Raw genomic sequence first — 17,622 nt, 5'->3', positions numbered from 1 at the left:
GTGGTCGCGCGCCCGGGGCCGAACGCCCGTGCCGGGCCGGCCGGGTTCGTGCCGGGCTAACCGAGTTCCAGCGAGGTCACCCCGTGGACGCGTTCCCGCGCGAACGCCCTGACCGGCCCGGTGTACATGCGGGCCGTCTCGAAGGAGGGGGTCAGGCCGAGCTTCTCCACCAGGGCGACGGCCGCCGTGTTCGTCCGCGGCACGTCGACGGCGAGCGCGCCGCCGTCCGCGTCGGCGGCGAGCGCGGCGAACAGGGCGCGGGCGTCGTCGGCGGTGTCGGCGAACAGGGGGCCGATCCGCAGGGAGTCACGCGCCGGACGGATCACGGCGTACCCGCTCAGCCTGCCGGCGCCGTCGTGCCGGACGAAGGTGCGGTGTCCGGGGGCGGTCAGCCACGACTCCAGGAACACCGGCCGGTCGGCCGGACAGCAGGCGCTGTCGTACGCCGTGATCGCCGCGCGATCCGCCGGCCCGGCCGCCCGCACCCCCGACGGCTCCTCCCCCACGGGGGCCACACCGGTGAACCGGGCGGTCCGGTAGGCGAGTTCGAAACCCGACTTGCGGTAGTTGTCCTGCTGCGCGACCACGCCGTCGAGGCCGACCGTCCGGCCGCCCGCGTGGGTGAGGGCCGTCTCCCAGGTGGCGAGGCCGTATCCGTTCCCGCGCAGGTCGGGGCGTACGAGATAGAAGCCCAGGAAGGCGTAGTCGGCGCTGTAGTTGACCACCGAGACGGCCGAGACCGGCTCCCCGTCGACGCGTCCGATGAAGAAGCCCCCGGGATCCTGGGCGAAGAAGCTCGCGCTGTCGGACAGGCCGGGATTCCATCCCTCGTCCGCCGCCCAGCCGCCGACGACCTTCCAGTCGTCGAGGGTGGCCTGGCTGACGACGAGGCCGTCGGGTCCCGGAGAGGTCATGGGGCGCTCCAATGCGTACGGGTCGGGTGCGCACCGGCGTTCGGGGCGCGCGGTGCGCCGGTCCGGTCGCTCGCGCAGCATCCTTCCCGATCTCCGTGCCGATCGCAGCGACGAGCGCCGCGCACGGGAGCGGATTCGGCCACTTCGGCACCCGCGGCCGGCACGACGGGGTCACCGTGCCGCACGGACCCGGCGACGCCCCGGGCGACCCGGGCCCGCGACAGCGGGACGACGCCGCTCCCCGAGGCCCCGGGAACCCAGGACGCCAGGAACCCAGGACCCCCCGGGCAGGGGGACGCTGACGGCGAGGAGGCTCCACCGTTCACCCGTCCGATGGAGCCTCCCGTCGTGACCGCCGCGGGTCAGCGCCCCGCGGCGGGCCGGAACCGGCGGTACAGGACGGCGCCGCCCAGCAGCATCGCCGCGCTCGCCGCGATGGCGGGCATCGCGGCGTCCGCGCCCGTGTGGGCGAGGGTGGCCACGGCCCCGCCGCGCGGCCGGACCCGCTCCGGCGCCGCGGTGACGGGAGTCCCGGCGGGCGGGGTGGACGGCCTCGGGGCGGGCTTCACGGCGTGGTGCTCCCGCACGGGCTCGGCACCCGAGGTGTTGACCGATTCGTTGCCGACGGCCGCGTTGCCGAGGCCGACCGCCGTCACCGAGTTGCCGCTGACGTTGACCGGAAGATCCACCGGGAGCTGCAGGCCGTTGCCCGAGAGCACACCCGGTGAATCCTTTCCGTGACCGTGCGCGACCGCGCCCCCACCGTCACGGCTGTCGGCACCGCGGCCATAAGCCGTGCCGCCCCGGCCGGCGGCGCCACCGTGCGCTCCGGCTCCCCCGTGCCGCCCGCCGCCGGTCACGGCGGCCCCGCCCCCGGCGCCCTGGTTGGCACAGCGGTTGCCCGCGGCGGGATTGAGCAGCCCGGCCACGTTCACCGTGTTCCCGCACAGGTTCACGGGGACGTGCACGGGGAGCTGGACGGTGTTGCCGGAGATCAGGCCGGGCGAGCCTGCCGCCGCGCCGTCCGCCCCGGAGTCGGCGTGCGCCGGCATGACCGCGGCCAGCGCGCCCGAGGCGGCGGCCGCGGCGATCAAACCATTTCGGGTCACCCGTTTCATACGTTCACTGCCTTCCTGACACCAACGTGGGCACTCGCCCACAGTGCCAAGAACGCCTGCGGACCATCCGAGTTATGGCTTATCGGCCTTTCACCCCATCGAGCGTCACGCATTTCGAACAGCTTCCGCACTTTTCGGGGAGGGCCCGGCCCCGGCGGGCGGCGGCCGGGCCCGCTCGCCCGGAGGCGTGCCACCGGGGCCGCGTCTATCGTGATCCGGGAGGTATCGCCGGTCCACCGCAGGCGACCCTGGAGGCAGGCATGCTGTCCGTGCACCAACGCTTCGCGGTCGTGGGAGCCGCCACCGCGACGCTGACCCTGCTGGCGGCGGGTCTGCCGACGGTGGCGACCGCCGACGACGGGCCGGGCCTGTCCCGCTTCTACCGCCAGAAGGTCACGTGGGCGGCCTGCGAGGGCGACGGCATGCCCAAGGACCTCCAGTGCGGCAGGATCACCGTCCCCCTCGACTACGCGAGGCCGGGCCGCGGCACGCTCGACCTGGCGCTGGCCCGCTATCGGGCGACGGGCCGTTCACGGGGGTCGGTGGTGCTGAACTTCGGCGGTCCCGGCGGTGCGGGCGTTCCCGGGCTCGCCGCGTCCGGCAAGGACTTCATGGGCCTGACCGACGGCTACGACGTGGTGACCTTCGACCCCCGCGGCGTCGGCCGCTCCTCGCCCGTGAGCTGCGGAGACGGTGTGGACGAGATCTTCGGGTCCACGGCCGCCGACACCGACGTGCAGGCGGCGCTCAAGGCGGTCAAGAAGGCCGCCGACACCTGCGCCCGGCACTCGGGGGCCGTCCTCCCGCACATCGGCACGGTCAACGCCTCCCGGGACCTGGACGTGTTGCGTCAGGCGCTCGGCGACAAGAAGCTCAACTACCTCGGATTCTCCTACGGGACACGGCTCGGCGCGGTGTACGCGGCCCAGTTCCCGAAGAAGACGGGACGGATGGTGCTCGACGGGGTCGACACGCTCACCGAGCCGCTCACCGAGCAGGGCCGTACCGGCGCGGAAGGCCAGCAGACCGCGCTCGACGACTTCATCACCTGGTGCGCGAAGAACATGGCCTGCCCGTTCGGACAGGACCGGCGCAGCGCGAGCGAACAGGTGGTCGAGCTCGTCAAGTCGCTCGACCGGGACCCGGTGCCGTCGGACTACGGCCAGGCGTTCTCCGGACAGGACCTGGTGGGCGCGATCAGCCAGGCGCTCTACAGCAAGGAGATGTGGCCCGTCCTCGAACAGGCCCTCAGTCTGCTGGTCCAGGACGGCGACACCCACGGACTCACCCAGCTCTACGGCGGCGCCTCCCTGCCGGCCACCTCCACGCCCGTCCGGCAGGAGCCCCGGCGGAACGGCGGGCTCGTCGACGCCGAGGACGTCCCGCTCGACAACCTCCCGGCCGCCCTGATGGCCGTCAACTGTGCCGACGACCCCGACCGGCCCAGCGCCGGCCGGATCGCCGAGCAGGTCGCCGGACTGCGCGCCGCCTACGAGGAGGCGTCGCCCGTCTTCGGCCGGTACCGGCTCGCCCAGGTGCTGATGTGCTACGGCCGCCCGAAGGGCACCGACTACATACGCGAGAAGGTCCGCGACGTACCCGCCTCGAAGATTCTGCTCGTCGGTACCCGCGGGGACCCGGCGACCCCCTACCGCTGGACCGTGGAGACCGCCAGGCGTCTGGGTTCCTCGGCGGTGGTGCTCGACAACAAGGGCGACGGGCACACCGGGTACGCGTCCTCGAAGTGCGTGCACCGCAAGGTCGACGACTTCCTGCTGTACGGGTCGCTGCCGGCCGGCGGCAGCTCCTGCGGTCCGCAGGACACGGACGGCTACTGACGGGCAACCCCACCGGGTGAGCGTGACGGCCCGCGCGGGTGTCCCCGATCAGCGGCTTTCGCCTCCATGGGTTTGACTCCTGGTGTGCGCCGGATGCTCCCACTGCTGCTCGTCGCCCTCGGTGCGGCCGGGGCGCTGCTTCTGGTGGGCGCCGTCTCCGCGTGGTGGTGGTGCGCGGCGGGCCCGCTGCTGGCACTGACCTCGCTCGGCGGCCATGACCTGACGCAGCGCCGCCACTCCGTGCCGCGCAACTATCCGCTGCTCGGCCGTCTGGGCTTCCCGCCGGAGGCGCGGCGCCCGGAGCGACGGCGGCACTTCGCCGGGCGCCGCGTCGAAGGGCGGCCCTTCGACCGTGCGGTCCGCACCCTCGTGTACGAGCGGGCGAAGGGCGTCGAGGCCGGGGAGCCGTTCGGCACGGAGCGTGACGTGTACGGGGACGGCTATGAGTTCCTGGAGCCGTCGATGCGCCCGGTCGAGGTTCCGGACGAACCGCCCGTGGTCCGGGTGGGCGGCCCCGACTGCGCCCAGCCCTATGACATGGCTCTGCTGAACGTCTCCGCGATGAGCTTCGGAGCCCTGTCCCCGAACGCCGTCCTGGCCCTCAACAGGGGCGCCGCGCTGGGGGGTTTCGCCCAGGACACCGGCGAGGGCGGCCTGTCGGACCATCACCTGCGCGGGGGCGGTGACCTCATCTGGGAGATCGGTACGGGGTACTTCGGGTGCCGTACCGCCGAAGGGGACTTCGAGGAGCGGGAGTTCAAGGACAAGGCCGCGCTGCCCGAGGTGAAGTGCGTGTCGCTGAAGCTCTCCCAGGGGGCGAACCCGGGGTTCGGCGGGGTGCTGCCCGGGGTGAAGGTGAGCGCGGAGATCGCGCGGGCGCGCGGGGTGTCCGAGGGCGTCACCGTGGTGTCGCCTCCGTACCACCGGATGTTCTCGACCCCGAGGGAGCTGGTGCTGTTCGTCGCCCGGATGCGCGAGCTGGCGGGCGGCAAGCCGACCGGCCTGAAGCTCTGTGTCGGCTCGCGGCGCCAGTTCCTCGCCGTCTGCAAGGCGATGCTCGCCGAGGGGGTGACACCCGACTTCGTCGTCGTGGACGGCTCCGAGGGCGGCACGGGGGCCGCGCCCCCGGAGTTCGCCGGCACGATCGGCACACCGCTGACCGAGGGTCTGATCACGGTGCACAACGCGCTGGTCGGCACCGGCCTGCGCGACCGGGTCCGGATCGGTGCGAGCGGCAGGGTCGCGACCGGCTCGGACATCGTCAGACGCCTTCTCCAGGGTGCCGACTACACCAACTCCGCCCGCGCGATGATGTTCGCCGTCGGCTGCGTCCAGGCCCGGCGGTGCCACACGAACACCTGCCCGGCCGGTGTGACGACCCAGGATCCGCGCCGGTTCCGCGCGCTGGACGTGGCCGACAAGGCCGAGCGGGTGCGGCGCTACCAGCGGGCCACCGTGCACAGCGCGAGCCGGATCATGGCCGCGATGGGCGTGCGGGATCCCGGCGAGCTCACACCTCACCGGCTGCTGCGGCGCGTCGGACCGACGACGGTGAGGTCGTACGCGGAACTCTACGAGTGGCTCGCGCCCGGGGTGCTGCCGGCCGCGGCTCCCCCGGCCTGGGCGGCGGACTGGGCCGCCGCCGATCCGGACTCCTTCTGAGCCGCCGGGCGGCCGGCCCGCGCCGGCGGTCAGAAGTCCACGGGGTCCCGCACGATGGGGCAGGTCATGCAGTGACCGCCGCCGCGCCCTCGTCCCAGCTCGGACCCGACGATGGTGATGACCTCGATGCCGGCCTCGCGCAGCAGGGTGTTGGTCTGGGTGTTGCGGTCGTAGGTGAAGACCACGCCGGGCTCCAGGGCGACGGCGTTGTTGCCGCTGTCCCACTGCTGCCGCTCGGAGGCGTACACGTCGCCGCCGGTCTCGACGACCCGCAGTCCGGACAGTCCCAGCGCCTCGGCCACGACGTCGGTGAACGCGCGGGAGCCCTCGTCGGTGAGTTCGACCCCGGGGGCCTTGTCACTGGGCCGCAGGGAGAAGGTGTGCACCGAGTCCATGATGGCCGGATAGAGGGTGACGAGGTCGCGGTCGGCGAAGGTGAAGACGGTGTCGAGGTGCATCGCGGAGCGCAGCCTGGGCATGCCCGCGACGACGACGCGCTCGGCCGCGCCGCCCTGGAACAGGGCGGCCGCGACCTGGCTGATGGCCTGCCGTGAGGTGCGCTCGCTCATGCCCATGAGGACGACGCCGTTGCCGACCGGCATGATGTCGCCGCCCTCGAACGTGGCCTGGCCCCAGGAGAGTTCGGGGTCGCCCCACCACACCTTGGAGCCCGTGAAGTCCGGATGGAAGGAGTAGACGGCCTTCATCAGGAGCGTCTCGTCGTGCCGGGCCGGCCAGTAGAGCGGGTTGAGGGTCACCCCCTCGTAGAGCCAGCACGTGGTGTCGCGGGTGTAGAGGGTGTTGGGCAGCGGCGGCATGAGGTACTCGCGCGCACCGGTCGACTCGCGGGCCAGCGAGAGGTAGCCGGTGCGGAACTCGTCGGGCAGGTCCGCGGTGGAGAGTCCGCCGATCAGGAACTGGGCGAGGGCGGCGGGTTCGAGGGATTCCAGGAAGGCCCGCGTGCCGTCGACGAGTCCGAGTCCGACCTCGTTCGCGGTGATCTTCCGGTCGAGGAGCCAGTCCTTCGCCGCGGGCAGGGCCATGGTCCGGGCGAGCAGGTCGTGCAGCTCCACGACCTCCACCCCGCGCCCGCGCAGCTTGTCGACGAAGTCGGCGTGGTCGCGCTGGGCGTTCTCCACCCACATCACGTCGTCGAAGAGCAGGTCGTCGGCGTTGGTGGGGGTGAGCCGGCGGTGGGCGAGGCCGGGTGCGCAGACCAGGACCTTGCGCAGCCTGCCGACCTCGGAGTGGACGCCGTACGCGGGACGGCTCGTGGTGTCTTCACTGGTCACGGTGTGCCTTTCTCCAGGCCGGAGGCCGACGGGTCACAGACTGATCCAGCCCAGCGCCAGGGCGGCGATCCCCGTGACGGCACCGGCGGCCGAGACGATGAGGCCGACGCTGACGAAGACCTGGCCCCAGTCGCCGACCGCGCTCTCCAGGACTCCGGCCATCGACGGCTGCCTGAGCTCCGCGATCTCGGCCATGGGCAGGAGCCCGTACGACACGATCGTGACCGAGGCGAAGACGGCGAACACGCTGAGGAAGCCGAGGACGGTGGCCCGGCCGACGTCCTCGCGGCGCTTCGCGTGCCGCGAGTAGACGCTCGCCCCCTCGACACCGAGGAACACGAAGACGGTGGCCAGCATGGTGCCCCTGACCTGCTCGAAGAGTGAGCCCGCGTAGGCGGCGCCGCCCCAGTTCTCGGCGAAGACACCGGGCTTCAGATAGAAGAGCGCCAGCACGATGAAGACGAGGATCGGAACGATCTTGGCCACGGTGACGATCCGGTTGATGGCCGCCGCTTCCTTCACCCCGCGCCGGATCAGGAAGAAGAAGGCCCACAGACCGACCGAGGAGAGCACGACGGCCAGGACGGTGTCCCCGTCGCCGAGCGCGGGCGCGACGGGCCCCGATCGTCGACATGATGAGCACCCAGTAGGTCACGTTGCCGACGCAGGCGCTGGCCCAGTAGCCGAACGCCGAGAAGAATCCGAGGTACTCGCCGAAGCCGGCCTTGGCGTAGGCGTGGACACCCGCGTCGAGGTCGGGCCTGCTGACGGCGAGCGTCTGGAAGACGAAGGCGAGCATCAGCATGCCGGTACCGGCGACGGCCCAGGCGATCAGCGCGCCCGCCACACCCGTCTCCTGGGCGAACCGCCGCGGGAGGGAGAACACCCCGGCGCCGACCATGGAGCCGACGACCATCATGGAGAGCGTGACCAGGGTCAGCTTGGCGGCCGGTGCCGCCTCGGATTCCGTGTCGGCCTGCGTCATGGGTGTCCTGCGGGAAGGGCATCGTCGTGCGCGACCACGATGCGGCAACGTCAATCGGCGACGCGGGTGAGATTAGCAACCGATTGCCCGGATTGTGCGACCAAAGGCCGGCGTCAGGGTGCTGCGTCATCGATCTTCGCGGCCGACAATCGGACCACCGGGACGGAACGGCCCGGCAGTCGTCGGAGAGGTGCGCACCGCGTGAGTGAGCTGTTGGGTGTGGCGGTACTGGGTGCCGGCCACATGGGAGCCGACCATGTACGCCGCTTGGACCAGGTGGTGAGCGGTGCGAGAGTCGCCGCTGTGGCGGATCCCGACACCGGTCGCGCCGAGGAGGCGGCGGCCGGCATCGACGGCGTGTCGGTCCACGCCGAGGCGGCGGCCGCGCTCGACGCTCCCGGGGTGGATGCCGTACTGGTCGCCTCCCCCGGCCCCGCGCACGAGGAGGCCCTGCTCGCGGCGTTCGCCCGGGGTCTTCCCGTGCTGTGCGAGAAGCCGCTGGTGCCGGAGTCGGCCGGGGCGCTGCGGGTGATGGAGGCGGAGGTACGACTCGGGCGGCGGCTGGCGCAGGTCGGGTTCATGCGCCGGTACGACGCCGAGTACAGGCGCCTCAAGTCCCTGCTGGACAGCGGCCGGCTGGGCCGCCCGCTCATGCTGCACTGCACCCACCGCAATGTGTCCTCGCCGCCCGGCTTCACCTCGGAGATGCTGGTCAACAGTTCCGTCTCGCACGAGATAGACGCGGCGCGCTGGCTGCTGGGGCAGGAGCTCACGGCGGTGACCGTGCTGCGCCCCCGGTCGTCCTCGACCGCGCCCGAGGGGCTGATCGACCCTCAGTTCGTCCTGTTCGAGACGGCCGGCGGCGCCCTGGTCGATGTCGAGGTCTTCGTGAACTGCGGGTTCGGCTACCAGGTGGCGTGCGAGGCGGTGTGCGAGTCGGGGAGCGCCCTGATCGGGGACGAGCGCTCCATGGCCGTCACGACGGCGGACGGCAGACACGAGGAGGTGGCGCAGGACTATCTCGTGCGCTTCGCCGACGCCTACGACCGTGAGGTGCAGGCCTGGGTGGACGCCACCCGGGCCGGCCGGGTCACCGGGCCCGGGGTCTGGGACGGGTACGCGGCGTCCGCCGTCGCCGAGGCGGGAGTCCGGGCGCTGGAGAGCGGCGGCCGGGTGACCGTCGAACTCGCCCCGCGCCCGGACCTCTACGCCTGACCGAGCCACCGACGCGCGGTGGCCGCGACGCTCCCGGGCGGGCCGGTCCGGTGGACCGGCCCGCCCGCCGCGCCACCGCATCCGGGACGAGCCACCGGATGGCATATGCCAGTACGGGCCCCGGCCATCGCGTATCACGTGCGTGAGACTCTTCCGTTACCGACTGTCTCGTTCGTGATAGGCTCTAACAGAACCAGCTTCCGCACCCGACACGAAGAGGCGACGACGTGGCCGCAGACACCCGGAGCGGGACCGGCCCGCGCGACCGGTTCCGCGCACAGGTGCGCCAGGAGGTGAAGACCGCGGCGCTGCGCCAGCTCGCCGAGGGCGGCCCGGAGGGGCTGTCGCTCAACGCGATCGCCAAGCAGCTGGGCATGACGGGCCCCGCGCTCTACCGCTACTTCGCCAACCGCGACAGCCTGCTGACCGACCTCGTCGTCGACGCCTACGGAGACCTGGCGTCGGCGCTCGCCCGGGCGGCCGCCGAGGCCGGCCCGGCGGACCCGGCCGCCCGGCTGACCGGGCTGGTCCACGCCTACCGGGCCTGGGCACTGGCCGAGCCGCACCGCTACCGGCTGCTCTTCCGCGCACCGCTCCAGGGCTACGACGCCCAGGCCGCGAGCCTGGTCGAGGCCTCACAGCCGGCCATGACCGTACTCCTGGACGCGGTGAGCGCCCTGACCGAGCCGGAGCCGCACGTCCCGCGCGGCACGGCGGCGCAGTTCACCGAGTGGCGGGAGCGGCACGGCTTCGAGGACGTGCCGGAGGCGGTCGCCGCACGCTCCACGCTGCTGTGGGCTCATCTGCACGGCATCGTCGCCCTGGAGATCGAGGGCAACTTCACGTCGATGGGCATCGACCCGTCCCCTCTCTACGAGGCCGAGGTGGCGGAGTTCACGCGCTCGCCCTGAACGGGCCCCGAGCACTCGCACAAACGCCCCTCGAACAGCAGAGTGAAAGCCTCGCACGGGACCGCCCGCGACCGTCAACTCGCGTACGGTGTCTACGACTTGACGCCGAACGGCGACTACTTCATCGGGACCGGTCACCCACTCCGGGAGGACTGCGGCATATACCAGAAGCATGACCGTATCGGGTGTTGCCAAATCACTTACAGTGCGTCGCGGGCTGTGCGACAGTCGTGATGGTCCTTCCGTCGCCCAGGTCGTACCGTCCCGCATCGGAGTACGTCATGCCACCCCATCTCTCTGCGGACCGCCCAGCCGCCCAGCCGCCCCGGCGCGGCACGGTCGACGCGCTCATCTCGCAGACGCGGCGCCTTCGTGGTGAGGTGGACGCCGTACGGCGTGAGGCACCCGTCGACGAAGAGGACGCGCAGGGACGCTGGCAGCGCGCGCTGTGCAATCTGGCACTGCATCAATTGAACGATCTGGACGCGCACTTGGCCCAACTTCGGGACGGACCGACGGAGCTGCCCGTCCCGCCCGAGGCCACCGCCGCCGCCCGGACCGCGCCGGCCGCACCCCGGCAGGGCTCCCTGCTGAGCCGGGTCGGCAGCGCCGAGTGGAACCTGCTGACGGACGAGGCGAGCTGGTCCGGCGAGCTCTACCAACTCCTGGGCCGCGACGCCGCCGCTCCCCCGCTCACGCTCGACGAGCTGCCCTCACTGGTCCTCGACGAGGACCGGCCGATGCTGACGACGATGGTCACCGACTGCCTCATCGACGCCAAACCCATCGACGGGGAGTTCCGCATCGTGCGACCCGACGGTGGAGTGCGGACCGTGCACATGATGGGCGAGCCCGTGCTCGACGCCGACGGCAGCACCGCCTCGATGTGGGCCGTGCTGCGCGATGTCAGCGAACTGCGCCGCAGCCAGCGGACGGTGGGCGAGACCCGGGAATCCCTCCAGCGCCAGCAGCACGCCGCACGGACCGAGCACCGGCTCGCGGTCGAACTCCAGGAGGCCGTGCTGCCGCCCTGGCGCGGCTCCCTGCGTTTCCCGCGCCAGGGACCCCGGGCGCTGGACGTGGCGGCCCGCTATCTGCCGTCGTCGAGCAGCGCGCTGATCGGTGGCAACTGGTACGACGCCCTCGAACTCCCCGACGGGGAAACCCTGTTGAGCGTCGGCGACCTCACCGGCCACGGAGTCGGCGTGACGTCGGGAATGGCGATGCTGCTCGGTGCCCTGCGCGGCATGGCGGTGGCGGGCACCCAGCCCGGTCAACTCCTCTCCTGGCTCAATCAGTTGCTCGACGCCACCGTCCAGCCCGCCCTGGGCAGCGCCGTCTGCTGCCGCTATCTCCCCGAGACCCGCACCCTCAGCTGGGCGCAGGCAGGACACCCCGTCCCGCTGCTGTACCGCGACGGGACGGGGCGCGCGCTGGCCGCACCGGACGGCGTCCTGCTCGGAGCCACCTCCGGCGCGGTCTACGGGCAGGCCGAGGAAACCCTCCGCGCGGGCGACCTGCTGCTCCTGCACACCGAGGGGCTGGTCCCCCGGCGGTCAGGGGCCCCTCACCCGGACGAAACCGGACGTCAGGAAGCGGTGACGGCCGTCCAGAGGCTGCTCGACCTGGCCCCACGCTTCGGCGAGGCCCGTACGGCCCAGGACTGTATTCGGATGGTTGTCGAGGAATGCGGCGCGGCCGAGCGCGAGGACGACGCCTGTGTCCTCATCGCCCGGATCGGATCCTGACGCCGAGGACGCCGGGAACGCCTGGAACACCGGAGCCCGACGGCACCGGAGCACAACGAGGGGGAGCCGGACGAGACCGAGCCGGACGAGACCGAGCCGGACAAGACGGAGAGACGGCCGGGACCGGCATCCTCCCTGACGGCGGCTGACGCCGTTGTCAGCCGAACCGCCGCGGCACTGCCGGCGCCGAACACCCGCTCGCGCGGGAGACGTAGAGCACTTAGGCCCCCGCGGTCGGCGCCCTAGACTCGCGCGCCGTCGCCGCGCCGGGGCTTGAGCGAACCCTTCGGCAGCGCGAGCTTGATCTCCTCACGCAGATCGCTGATCTTCGGATAGCTGGAGTACTGACCGGTGAGCCGGTACATCTCGCGCAGCCGGTCCCAGGTGCGATGGGAGGAGTTGGCGCCCATCGACGTCAGGGCCAGTCGCGCGTAGCGGTCGGCCTGTTCGGGATCGTCGGCGATGAAGCAGGCCGAGGCGAGCGAGATGTGGTCGAAGATCTTCGACCGGTCCCGCCCCGACTCCCGCAGCTTCAGCGCCTCCTTGGCGTGACGCTGCGCGGTCGCCGCGGCGGCCGGCTCGTGCTCGGCGAGCGTGCGGTAGGCGAGCGCCTGCATACCGTGCATGTCGGCCTCGTCGAACAGCTGCATCCAGCTGGGCGGAGGGACGTCACCCCGGTCGGAGACGAACAGGTCCTCCGCCACACCCAGGGTGCGCCGCATGGCCTGCCCCTTGCCCAGGGACGCCTGCGCCCAGGCCTCGATGGTGTGCAGCATCGCCTGGGTGCGGGGCAGCACCTCGTCCCCGGACCCGGACTTGGCGAGCTTCATGAGGTCGAGCGCGTCGTCCGGCCGGCCCAGGTGCACCATCTGACGGGCCGCCCGGGAGAGCGCCTCCCCCGCGCGGGGCCGGTCGCCGCCCTCGCGGGCCGCGTGGGCGGCGATGACGAAGTACTTCTGGGCCGTGGGCTCCAGGCCGACGTCGTGCGACATCCAGCCCGCGAGGACGGCGAGGTTGGCGGCGACGCCCCACAGGCGCCGCTGGAGATGGTCGGGGTGCCGGTAGGAGAGCATGCCTCCCACTTCGTTGAGCTGGCCCACCACGGCCTTGCGTTGCAGCCCGCCACCGCGGGCCGCGTCCCAGGCCCGGAACACCTCGACGGAGCGCTCCAGTTCCTCGATCTCCTGCGACCCGATGGGGGCGGCCTCGTATCGGTCGAACCCGGCGGGGTCGGCGTGCAGGGGGTTCTCGAACTTCGGAGCGTCGGCCGCGAGGGCCGGATCGTTGCGGAGCCAGTCGTGCATGGCAGGGCTGAGTGCGGATCCCGCGGCGAGCGCGGCACCCGCGCCCACCAAGCCGCGTCGGTTGAGCATGAGGTCCATTCCCGTGAATTCGGTGAGGACCGCGGCGGTTCGGTCGGGCGCCCACGGCACTCCGTCGGGATGTTCCGCACTCCCGGCGGCGCCTTGCCGTTTCCCCGCGCGCCCGTGCCGGACCAGACCGAGGTCCTCGATGGTCACGACACGGCCGAGACGCTCGGTGAACAGAGCCGCCAGCACCCGCGGCACCGGATCACGCGGGATCTCTCCCATGTCGATCCACCGCCGCACCCGCGAGGTGTCGGTCGCCAGCTGGGGGTGGCCCATGGCCGCCGCCTGCCGGTTGACCAGCCTCGCGAGTTCACCCTTGGACCAGCCGGCCAGGCCGAACAGGTCCGACAGACGAGTGTTGGGTTGTCCGTTCACGTCAAGCCCCCAGGTTCTCGGCTGATTTCGACAGTAACCGCCTGTCAGTTGCTGAGCGACTATTCGCCAGGGTTCGCCAGGGTGCGCCAGATGGTGTGCCAGTGGACGTCGGGTGTCAGGTAGGAACGCGCCACCCCGACCCGGTTGCCAGGGACATTCCCCAGGATGAACCAGGCGGCCGGGGCGGGCAGCGCGGCAACTCGCAGGCACACGAAGGGATCTGTTTCGCCCATGTACACAGCATCGTCCTCCGTGTCCGCTCCGCCCCGGTCGTTGCACCCCCGCCCGGTGGGCAGCGGCCCTTACCTCGACCCCGCACGTCAGGCGGCCCCCGTGCTCGGTGCCGGCCGGACGCGGCGCGTGCCGGGGCTCGGCACCCAACCGCTCAGCGGGAGACTCGACTTGTCCGGCCCTCAGGGCGCCCAGCTGCGCACGGCGATCGCGTCGGTGCACCGGATCTGTCCGGAGTTCGCTCCGGTCCAGGTGCTGCGCCGCAGCGGACGCTCCGTGCTCCTCGTCGGCACGACGGGACGCAGTACGGCCGTCGCCAAGTGCTTACTGGACCACTCCCCCGTCTGGGCCGAGCGGATCAGGCACGAAATAGCTGCATACCGTCTGTTCGTCCGGCACCGCCCGCCTGTTCGGGTGCCCCGGCTGATCGCGGCGGATCCGGACAACTGCACACTGGTGATCGAGCGCATGCCGGGCCGGGTGGCCGCGCTCCAGCGCCACCCGGTCGAGGCCCCGCCCCGCGCGGACATCCGCGCCGCGCTGAGCGCGGTCTGCCGGCTGAACGCCTGGCGGCCGCCGGCCGGGACCTTCAACGCCCCGCTGGACTACGCGGAACGGATCTCCCGCTTCCACGAGCTGGGGCTGCTCACCGACCGGGACATGGGTGACCTCCAGAAACTGGTGCACGGCATCGCGACGTCCTCCGGCCGCCAGGGCATGGGCCAGTTCTGCCACGGCGACGCCCTCCTGTCCAACATGCTTCTCTCACCGGCCGGTCCAGTGCTGGTGGACTGGGAGCACGCGGGCTGGTATCTGCCGGGCTACGACCTGGCGACACTGTGGGCGGTCCTCGGCGACGCTCCCGTGGCGCGACGTCAGATCAGCCAGCTCGCGCAGTCGGCGGGCCCGACGGCCCGGGACGCCTTCCTGGTGAACCTGATGATCGTCCTGACCCGCGAGATCCGTACGTACGAGATGGCCGTGCAGCGTTCCCTGCACGACGCGGCCCCGGCGGCAGCGGGCCCCGCCCACCCGGCTGCTGCGCCGTCCGGCGAGGAACAGCGGCTGCTGCTGAGGCGGCTGCACGACGACTGCCAGCTGGCCCGCCGGGCCGTGCGTGCGGCGGTCGGCACTCGCTGAAGGGGACGGAGGTCCGCGGTGACGCCGGCACACCGGCGCACCGCGGACCTCCCTCGTGCACGACCCGCCGTTCGGGGCATTGGTCCAGGCCACTGACGCCCCGCAGGCCGGGAGGCCGCCGCCACGAAACCCCGCTCACCCCACGCTGACATGGGAAATCGCCTCCTGCTGCGCATGATTGACGGATCGTCGGAGAGCCGATAGCACTGACGCGTTCGGCTCTCGCACGCCCCACCGCGCTCGACCGTCCCAGGAGGCTGCTTTGCATCGGTCCGCCACCGAACCCAAGGGCACCGACACCACCAGGCACAGACGCGCGCGCAGAACCGCAGGAGCCGTCGCCTCGGCGGCGCTGCTGCTGCCGCTGCTCGGCGCGGCCCCTTCGGGCTCGGCCGAGGAAGTGCCCACGACCCGGTTGCAGCAGGCTTTCGCCGCCGCGGCCGGCGAGTACCACGTCCCGCAGAGTGTGCTGCTCGCGGTTTCCTATCTCCAGTCCCGCTGGGACACGCACGACGGTGCTCCGAGCGTCACCGGCGGCTACGGCCCCATGCACCTGACCGACGCCCGGACGGCGATCGCCGCGACTCCGCATCACGGCGACGGCGCGGAGGACGCCCGTGGCGACAGTTCGCGCCCCGCGCTCCTGCCGGACACCCAGGTACCCGGTGAGTCCCGGCTCCCGGCCCGGCTCACGACACTGGCCAAGGCCGCCGGCCTGACCGGCCTGCCGGCAAAGCTGCTGCGCACCGACGCGGCGGCGAACGTCGCGGGCGGCGCGGCGCTCCTGGCCGCCGCGCAGCGGGACCTCGGCGAGCCCCTGAGCGACGACCCCTCCGACTGGTACGGAGCGGTGGCACGTTTCTCGGGAGCGGACGACAGCGGCACCGCCGCGGCCTACGCCGACGACGCGTACGACGTGATGCGCACCGGCGAGCGGCGCACCACGGACGCCGGCCAGCAGGTGACGCTCGCCGCTCGGCCCGGGCTGGACCCGGACACCGCTCAGCTGCGCCGTGCGGGACTGCGGACGGCCTCCGCCGACGGCACCGAGTGCCCGAGGACCGTGTCCTGCGAGTGGATCCCCGCCCCGTACGAGGAGTTCGGCGAGGGCGACTACGGCAACCACGACCTGGGCGACCGCCCCGCGTCGCAGAGCATCAAGTACATCGTCATCCATGACACGGAAGGCACCTGGGACGGTGTGCTGAACCTCGTCCAGGACCCGACCTATGTGTCGTGGAACTACACCCTGCGCTCGACCGACGGGCACATCGCCCAGCATGTGAAGGCCAAGGACGTGGCCTGGCACGCGGGCAACTGGTACATCAACGCGAAGTCGATCGGCCTGGAGCACGAGGGCTTCCTGACCGCGCCCGACACCTGGTACACCGAGGAGATGTACCGGGCCTCCGCCCGTCTGGTCCGCTACCTCGCCCGGAAGTACGACATCCCGCTGGACCGGCAGCACATTCTCGGGCACGACAACGTACCGGGCCCCACGGCCTCCACCATCCCGGGGATGCACACGGACCCGGGCCCGTACTGGGACTGGCAGCACTACTTCACCCTGCTCGGGCACCCGTTCCACCCCACGCTCGGCAAGGGCGGTGACCTGGTGACGGTCCTGCCCGACTTCGACGCGAACCAGCCGGTGTACACGGGCTGCGTCACCAAGGGCGAGCCCTGCGCCGCACACGGCTCCAGCGAGGTCCGGCTGTACTCCCGGCCGGACGAGAACGCGCCGCTGGTCCAGGACATCGGCCTGTACCCGAAGGGCGACGCCTCGACGACCGGGGTGAACGACGTCGGCTCGCGTGTCTCCACCGGACAGCGGTACGCGCTCGCCGGACGCGACGGCGACTGGACGGCGATCTGGTACCTGGGCCAGAAGGCCTGGTTCGAGAACCCGCGCGAGCAGCCGACCGCGGTGAGGGCGTCGGGGCCGGCCGTGACACCCAAGGCGGGCCTGGCGGAGATCCCCGTGTACGGCAGGGCGTACCCGGAGAAGGAGGCGTACCCGGCGGGCGTGCCCGTCCAGGTGGTCTCACCCCTGCCGTACAAGATCCTCGCCGGCCAGCGCTACGCGGCCGGCGACAAGGTGCCCGGCGAGTACTTCTACGCGCCGACCTTCGACACCGCACCGCACCGGGTCGTGATCGGCACGGACATGTACTACGAGATCCAGTTCGGGCACCGGGTGCAGTTCGTGCGGGCGGCGGACGTGGACCTGGTCCCGTAGGGCGTCCGGCGGTCCGGGGCCGGGCCCGTGCGGGGCGGGCCCGGCGTCCGGATCGCCGAAGACAATGACTGACACCGGCAACCGGCCAGGGAAAGCGCCGTCGAGGACAGGTTCGGCCGCGGTCGGGCCAGTTAACGACATGTAACGGCGCGGCTTCTCTCCGTGCGCTCTGATGGGCCGTTCACGGAACACGGAACACCCTGGGGCAGGCATGGGCAACTTCGTCAAAGAGACTTCAACGCGGCCGGCCGGTGCGGCGGCCCCCCGGCGATGCGAGTGCGGTGGCGAACCGCGCAACGACGCGCCGGCGGGGGCCGAGGAAAGGTTTCGGGGTCTGCTGGAGGCGGCACCGGACGCCATGGTCATCGTCGACGACACCGGAACCATCAAACTCGTCAACGCCCAGACCGAAGCCCTCTTCGGCTACACCCGCGAGGAGCTTCTGGGCCACCCGGTGGAACTGCTCGTACCGGGGCGCTTCCGCGGTCACCACCACCGTCACCGCGACGGATACGCCGACAACCGGCAGGTCCGCCCGATGGGCGCGGGACTCGAACTCCACGGACTGCGCAAGAACGGCACCG

At 72.0% G+C, this 17,622-nt stretch carries 13 protein-coding genes and 1 pseudogene; 8 read left to right on the top strand and 6 right to left on the bottom strand.

The window, feature by feature from the left end; all coding sequences use genetic code 11:
* Window positions 1-56 precede the first annotated feature (56 nt).
* Window positions 57-914: a GNAT family N-acetyltransferase gene (locus ACFYW9_RS30710; protein ID WP_389157133.1), complete on the bottom strand. Its 858-nt coding sequence runs from the start codon at window positions 912-914 to the stop codon at window positions 57-59.
* A 362-nt stretch (window positions 915-1,276) separates the two neighbouring features.
* Window positions 1,277-2,032, bottom strand: a complete 756-nt coding sequence (locus tag ACFYW9_RS30705) for a chaplin family protein (RefSeq protein WP_389157130.1) — start codon at window positions 2,030-2,032, stop codon at window positions 1,277-1,279.
* 260 nt (window positions 2,033-2,292) lie between these two features.
* On the opposite strand from ACFYW9_RS30705, the gene ACFYW9_RS30700 reads away from it, so the two are divergent.
* Entirely contained in the window at window positions 2,293-3,870 is a 1,578-nt protein-coding gene (locus tag ACFYW9_RS30700) for an alpha/beta hydrolase (RefSeq protein ID WP_389157127.1), read from the top strand.
* A gap of 93 nt (window positions 3,871-3,963) precedes the next feature.
* Window positions 3,964-5,532, top strand: coding sequence for an FMN-binding glutamate synthase family protein (locus ACFYW9_RS30695; RefSeq protein WP_389157124.1), 1,569 nt, complete (start codon window positions 3,964-3,966; stop codon window positions 5,530-5,532).
* 29 nt (window positions 5,533-5,561) lie between these two features.
* On the opposite strand, the gene ACFYW9_RS30690 is transcribed toward ACFYW9_RS30695, so the two are convergent.
* Window positions 5,562-6,824: an arginine deiminase gene (locus ACFYW9_RS30690; protein WP_389157121.1), complete on the bottom strand. Its 1,263-nt coding sequence runs from the start codon at window positions 6,822-6,824 to the stop codon at window positions 5,562-5,564.
* Between the two features lie 78 nt (window positions 6,825-6,902).
* A pseudogene (locus tag ACFYW9_RS30685) lies at window positions 6,903-7,809 on the bottom strand (amino acid permease); the annotation flags it as partial.
* Between the two features lie 201 nt (window positions 7,810-8,010).
* Between ACFYW9_RS30685 and ACFYW9_RS30680 the strand changes: the two are divergent.
* From ACFYW9_RS30680 to ACFYW9_RS30670, 3 genes are all read left to right on the top strand, one after another.
* Window positions 8,011-9,024, top strand: a complete 1,014-nt coding sequence (locus ACFYW9_RS30680) for a Gfo/Idh/MocA family protein (RefSeq protein WP_389157118.1) — start codon at window positions 8,011-8,013, stop codon at window positions 9,022-9,024.
* 227 nt (window positions 9,025-9,251) lie between these two features.
* Window positions 9,252-9,935, top strand: a complete 684-nt coding sequence (locus ACFYW9_RS30675; RefSeq protein ID WP_389157115.1) for a TetR/AcrR family transcriptional regulator — start codon at window positions 9,252-9,254, stop codon at window positions 9,933-9,935.
* A 281-nt stretch (window positions 9,936-10,216) separates the two neighbouring features.
* Entirely contained in the window at window positions 10,217-11,683 is a 1,467-nt protein-coding gene (locus ACFYW9_RS30670; protein WP_389157112.1) for a PP2C family protein-serine/threonine phosphatase, read from the top strand.
* A gap of 242 nt (window positions 11,684-11,925) precedes the next feature.
* Here ACFYW9_RS30670 and ACFYW9_RS30665 read toward each other — a convergent pair whose 3' ends face one another.
* Together ACFYW9_RS30665 and ACFYW9_RS30660 are read right to left on the bottom strand one after the other, a co-directional pair.
* On the bottom strand, window positions 11,926-13,428 hold the full coding sequence (locus ACFYW9_RS30665; protein WP_389157109.1) for a hypothetical protein: 1,503 nt from the start codon (window positions 13,426-13,428) through the stop codon (window positions 11,926-11,928).
* 59 nt (window positions 13,429-13,487) lie between these two features.
* Complete coding sequence (locus tag ACFYW9_RS30660) at window positions 13,488-13,661, bottom strand: hypothetical protein (protein WP_326789599.1); 174 nt, start codon at window positions 13,659-13,661, stop codon at window positions 13,488-13,490.
* Between ACFYW9_RS30660 and ACFYW9_RS30655 the strand changes: the two genes are divergently transcribed.
* The 3 genes from ACFYW9_RS30655 to ACFYW9_RS30645 form a co-directional block, all read left to right on the top strand.
* A complete protein-coding gene (locus ACFYW9_RS30655; protein ID WP_389157106.1) occupies window positions 13,660-14,799 on the top strand; it encodes an aminoglycoside phosphotransferase family protein in 1,140 nt (379 codons plus the stop codon). The two genes, ACFYW9_RS30660 and ACFYW9_RS30655, sit on opposite strands and share 2 nt — an antisense overlap.
* Window positions 14,800-15,061: 262 nt before the next feature.
* The gene (locus tag ACFYW9_RS30650; protein WP_389157103.1) at window positions 15,062-17,038 is read left to right on the top strand and encodes an N-acetylmuramoyl-L-alanine amidase; all 1,977 of its coding nucleotides are present in this window, start codon (window positions 15,062-15,064) and stop codon (window positions 17,036-17,038) included.
* A 358-nt stretch (window positions 17,039-17,396) separates the two neighbouring features.
* Window positions 17,397-17,622: PAS domain S-box protein (locus ACFYW9_RS30645; protein ID WP_389157100.1), on the top strand; the 226-nt coding region annotated here is incomplete at its 3' end.

The sequence above is a fragment of the Streptomyces sp. NPDC002698 genome (assembly GCF_042888945.1).
In the GTDB taxonomy this organism is placed as follows: Bacteria; Actinomycetota; Actinomycetes; order Streptomycetales; family Streptomycetaceae; genus Streptomyces.
Note: the sequence above shows the minus strand (reverse complement) of the source record. Positions and strands in the feature narration are given on the sequence as shown.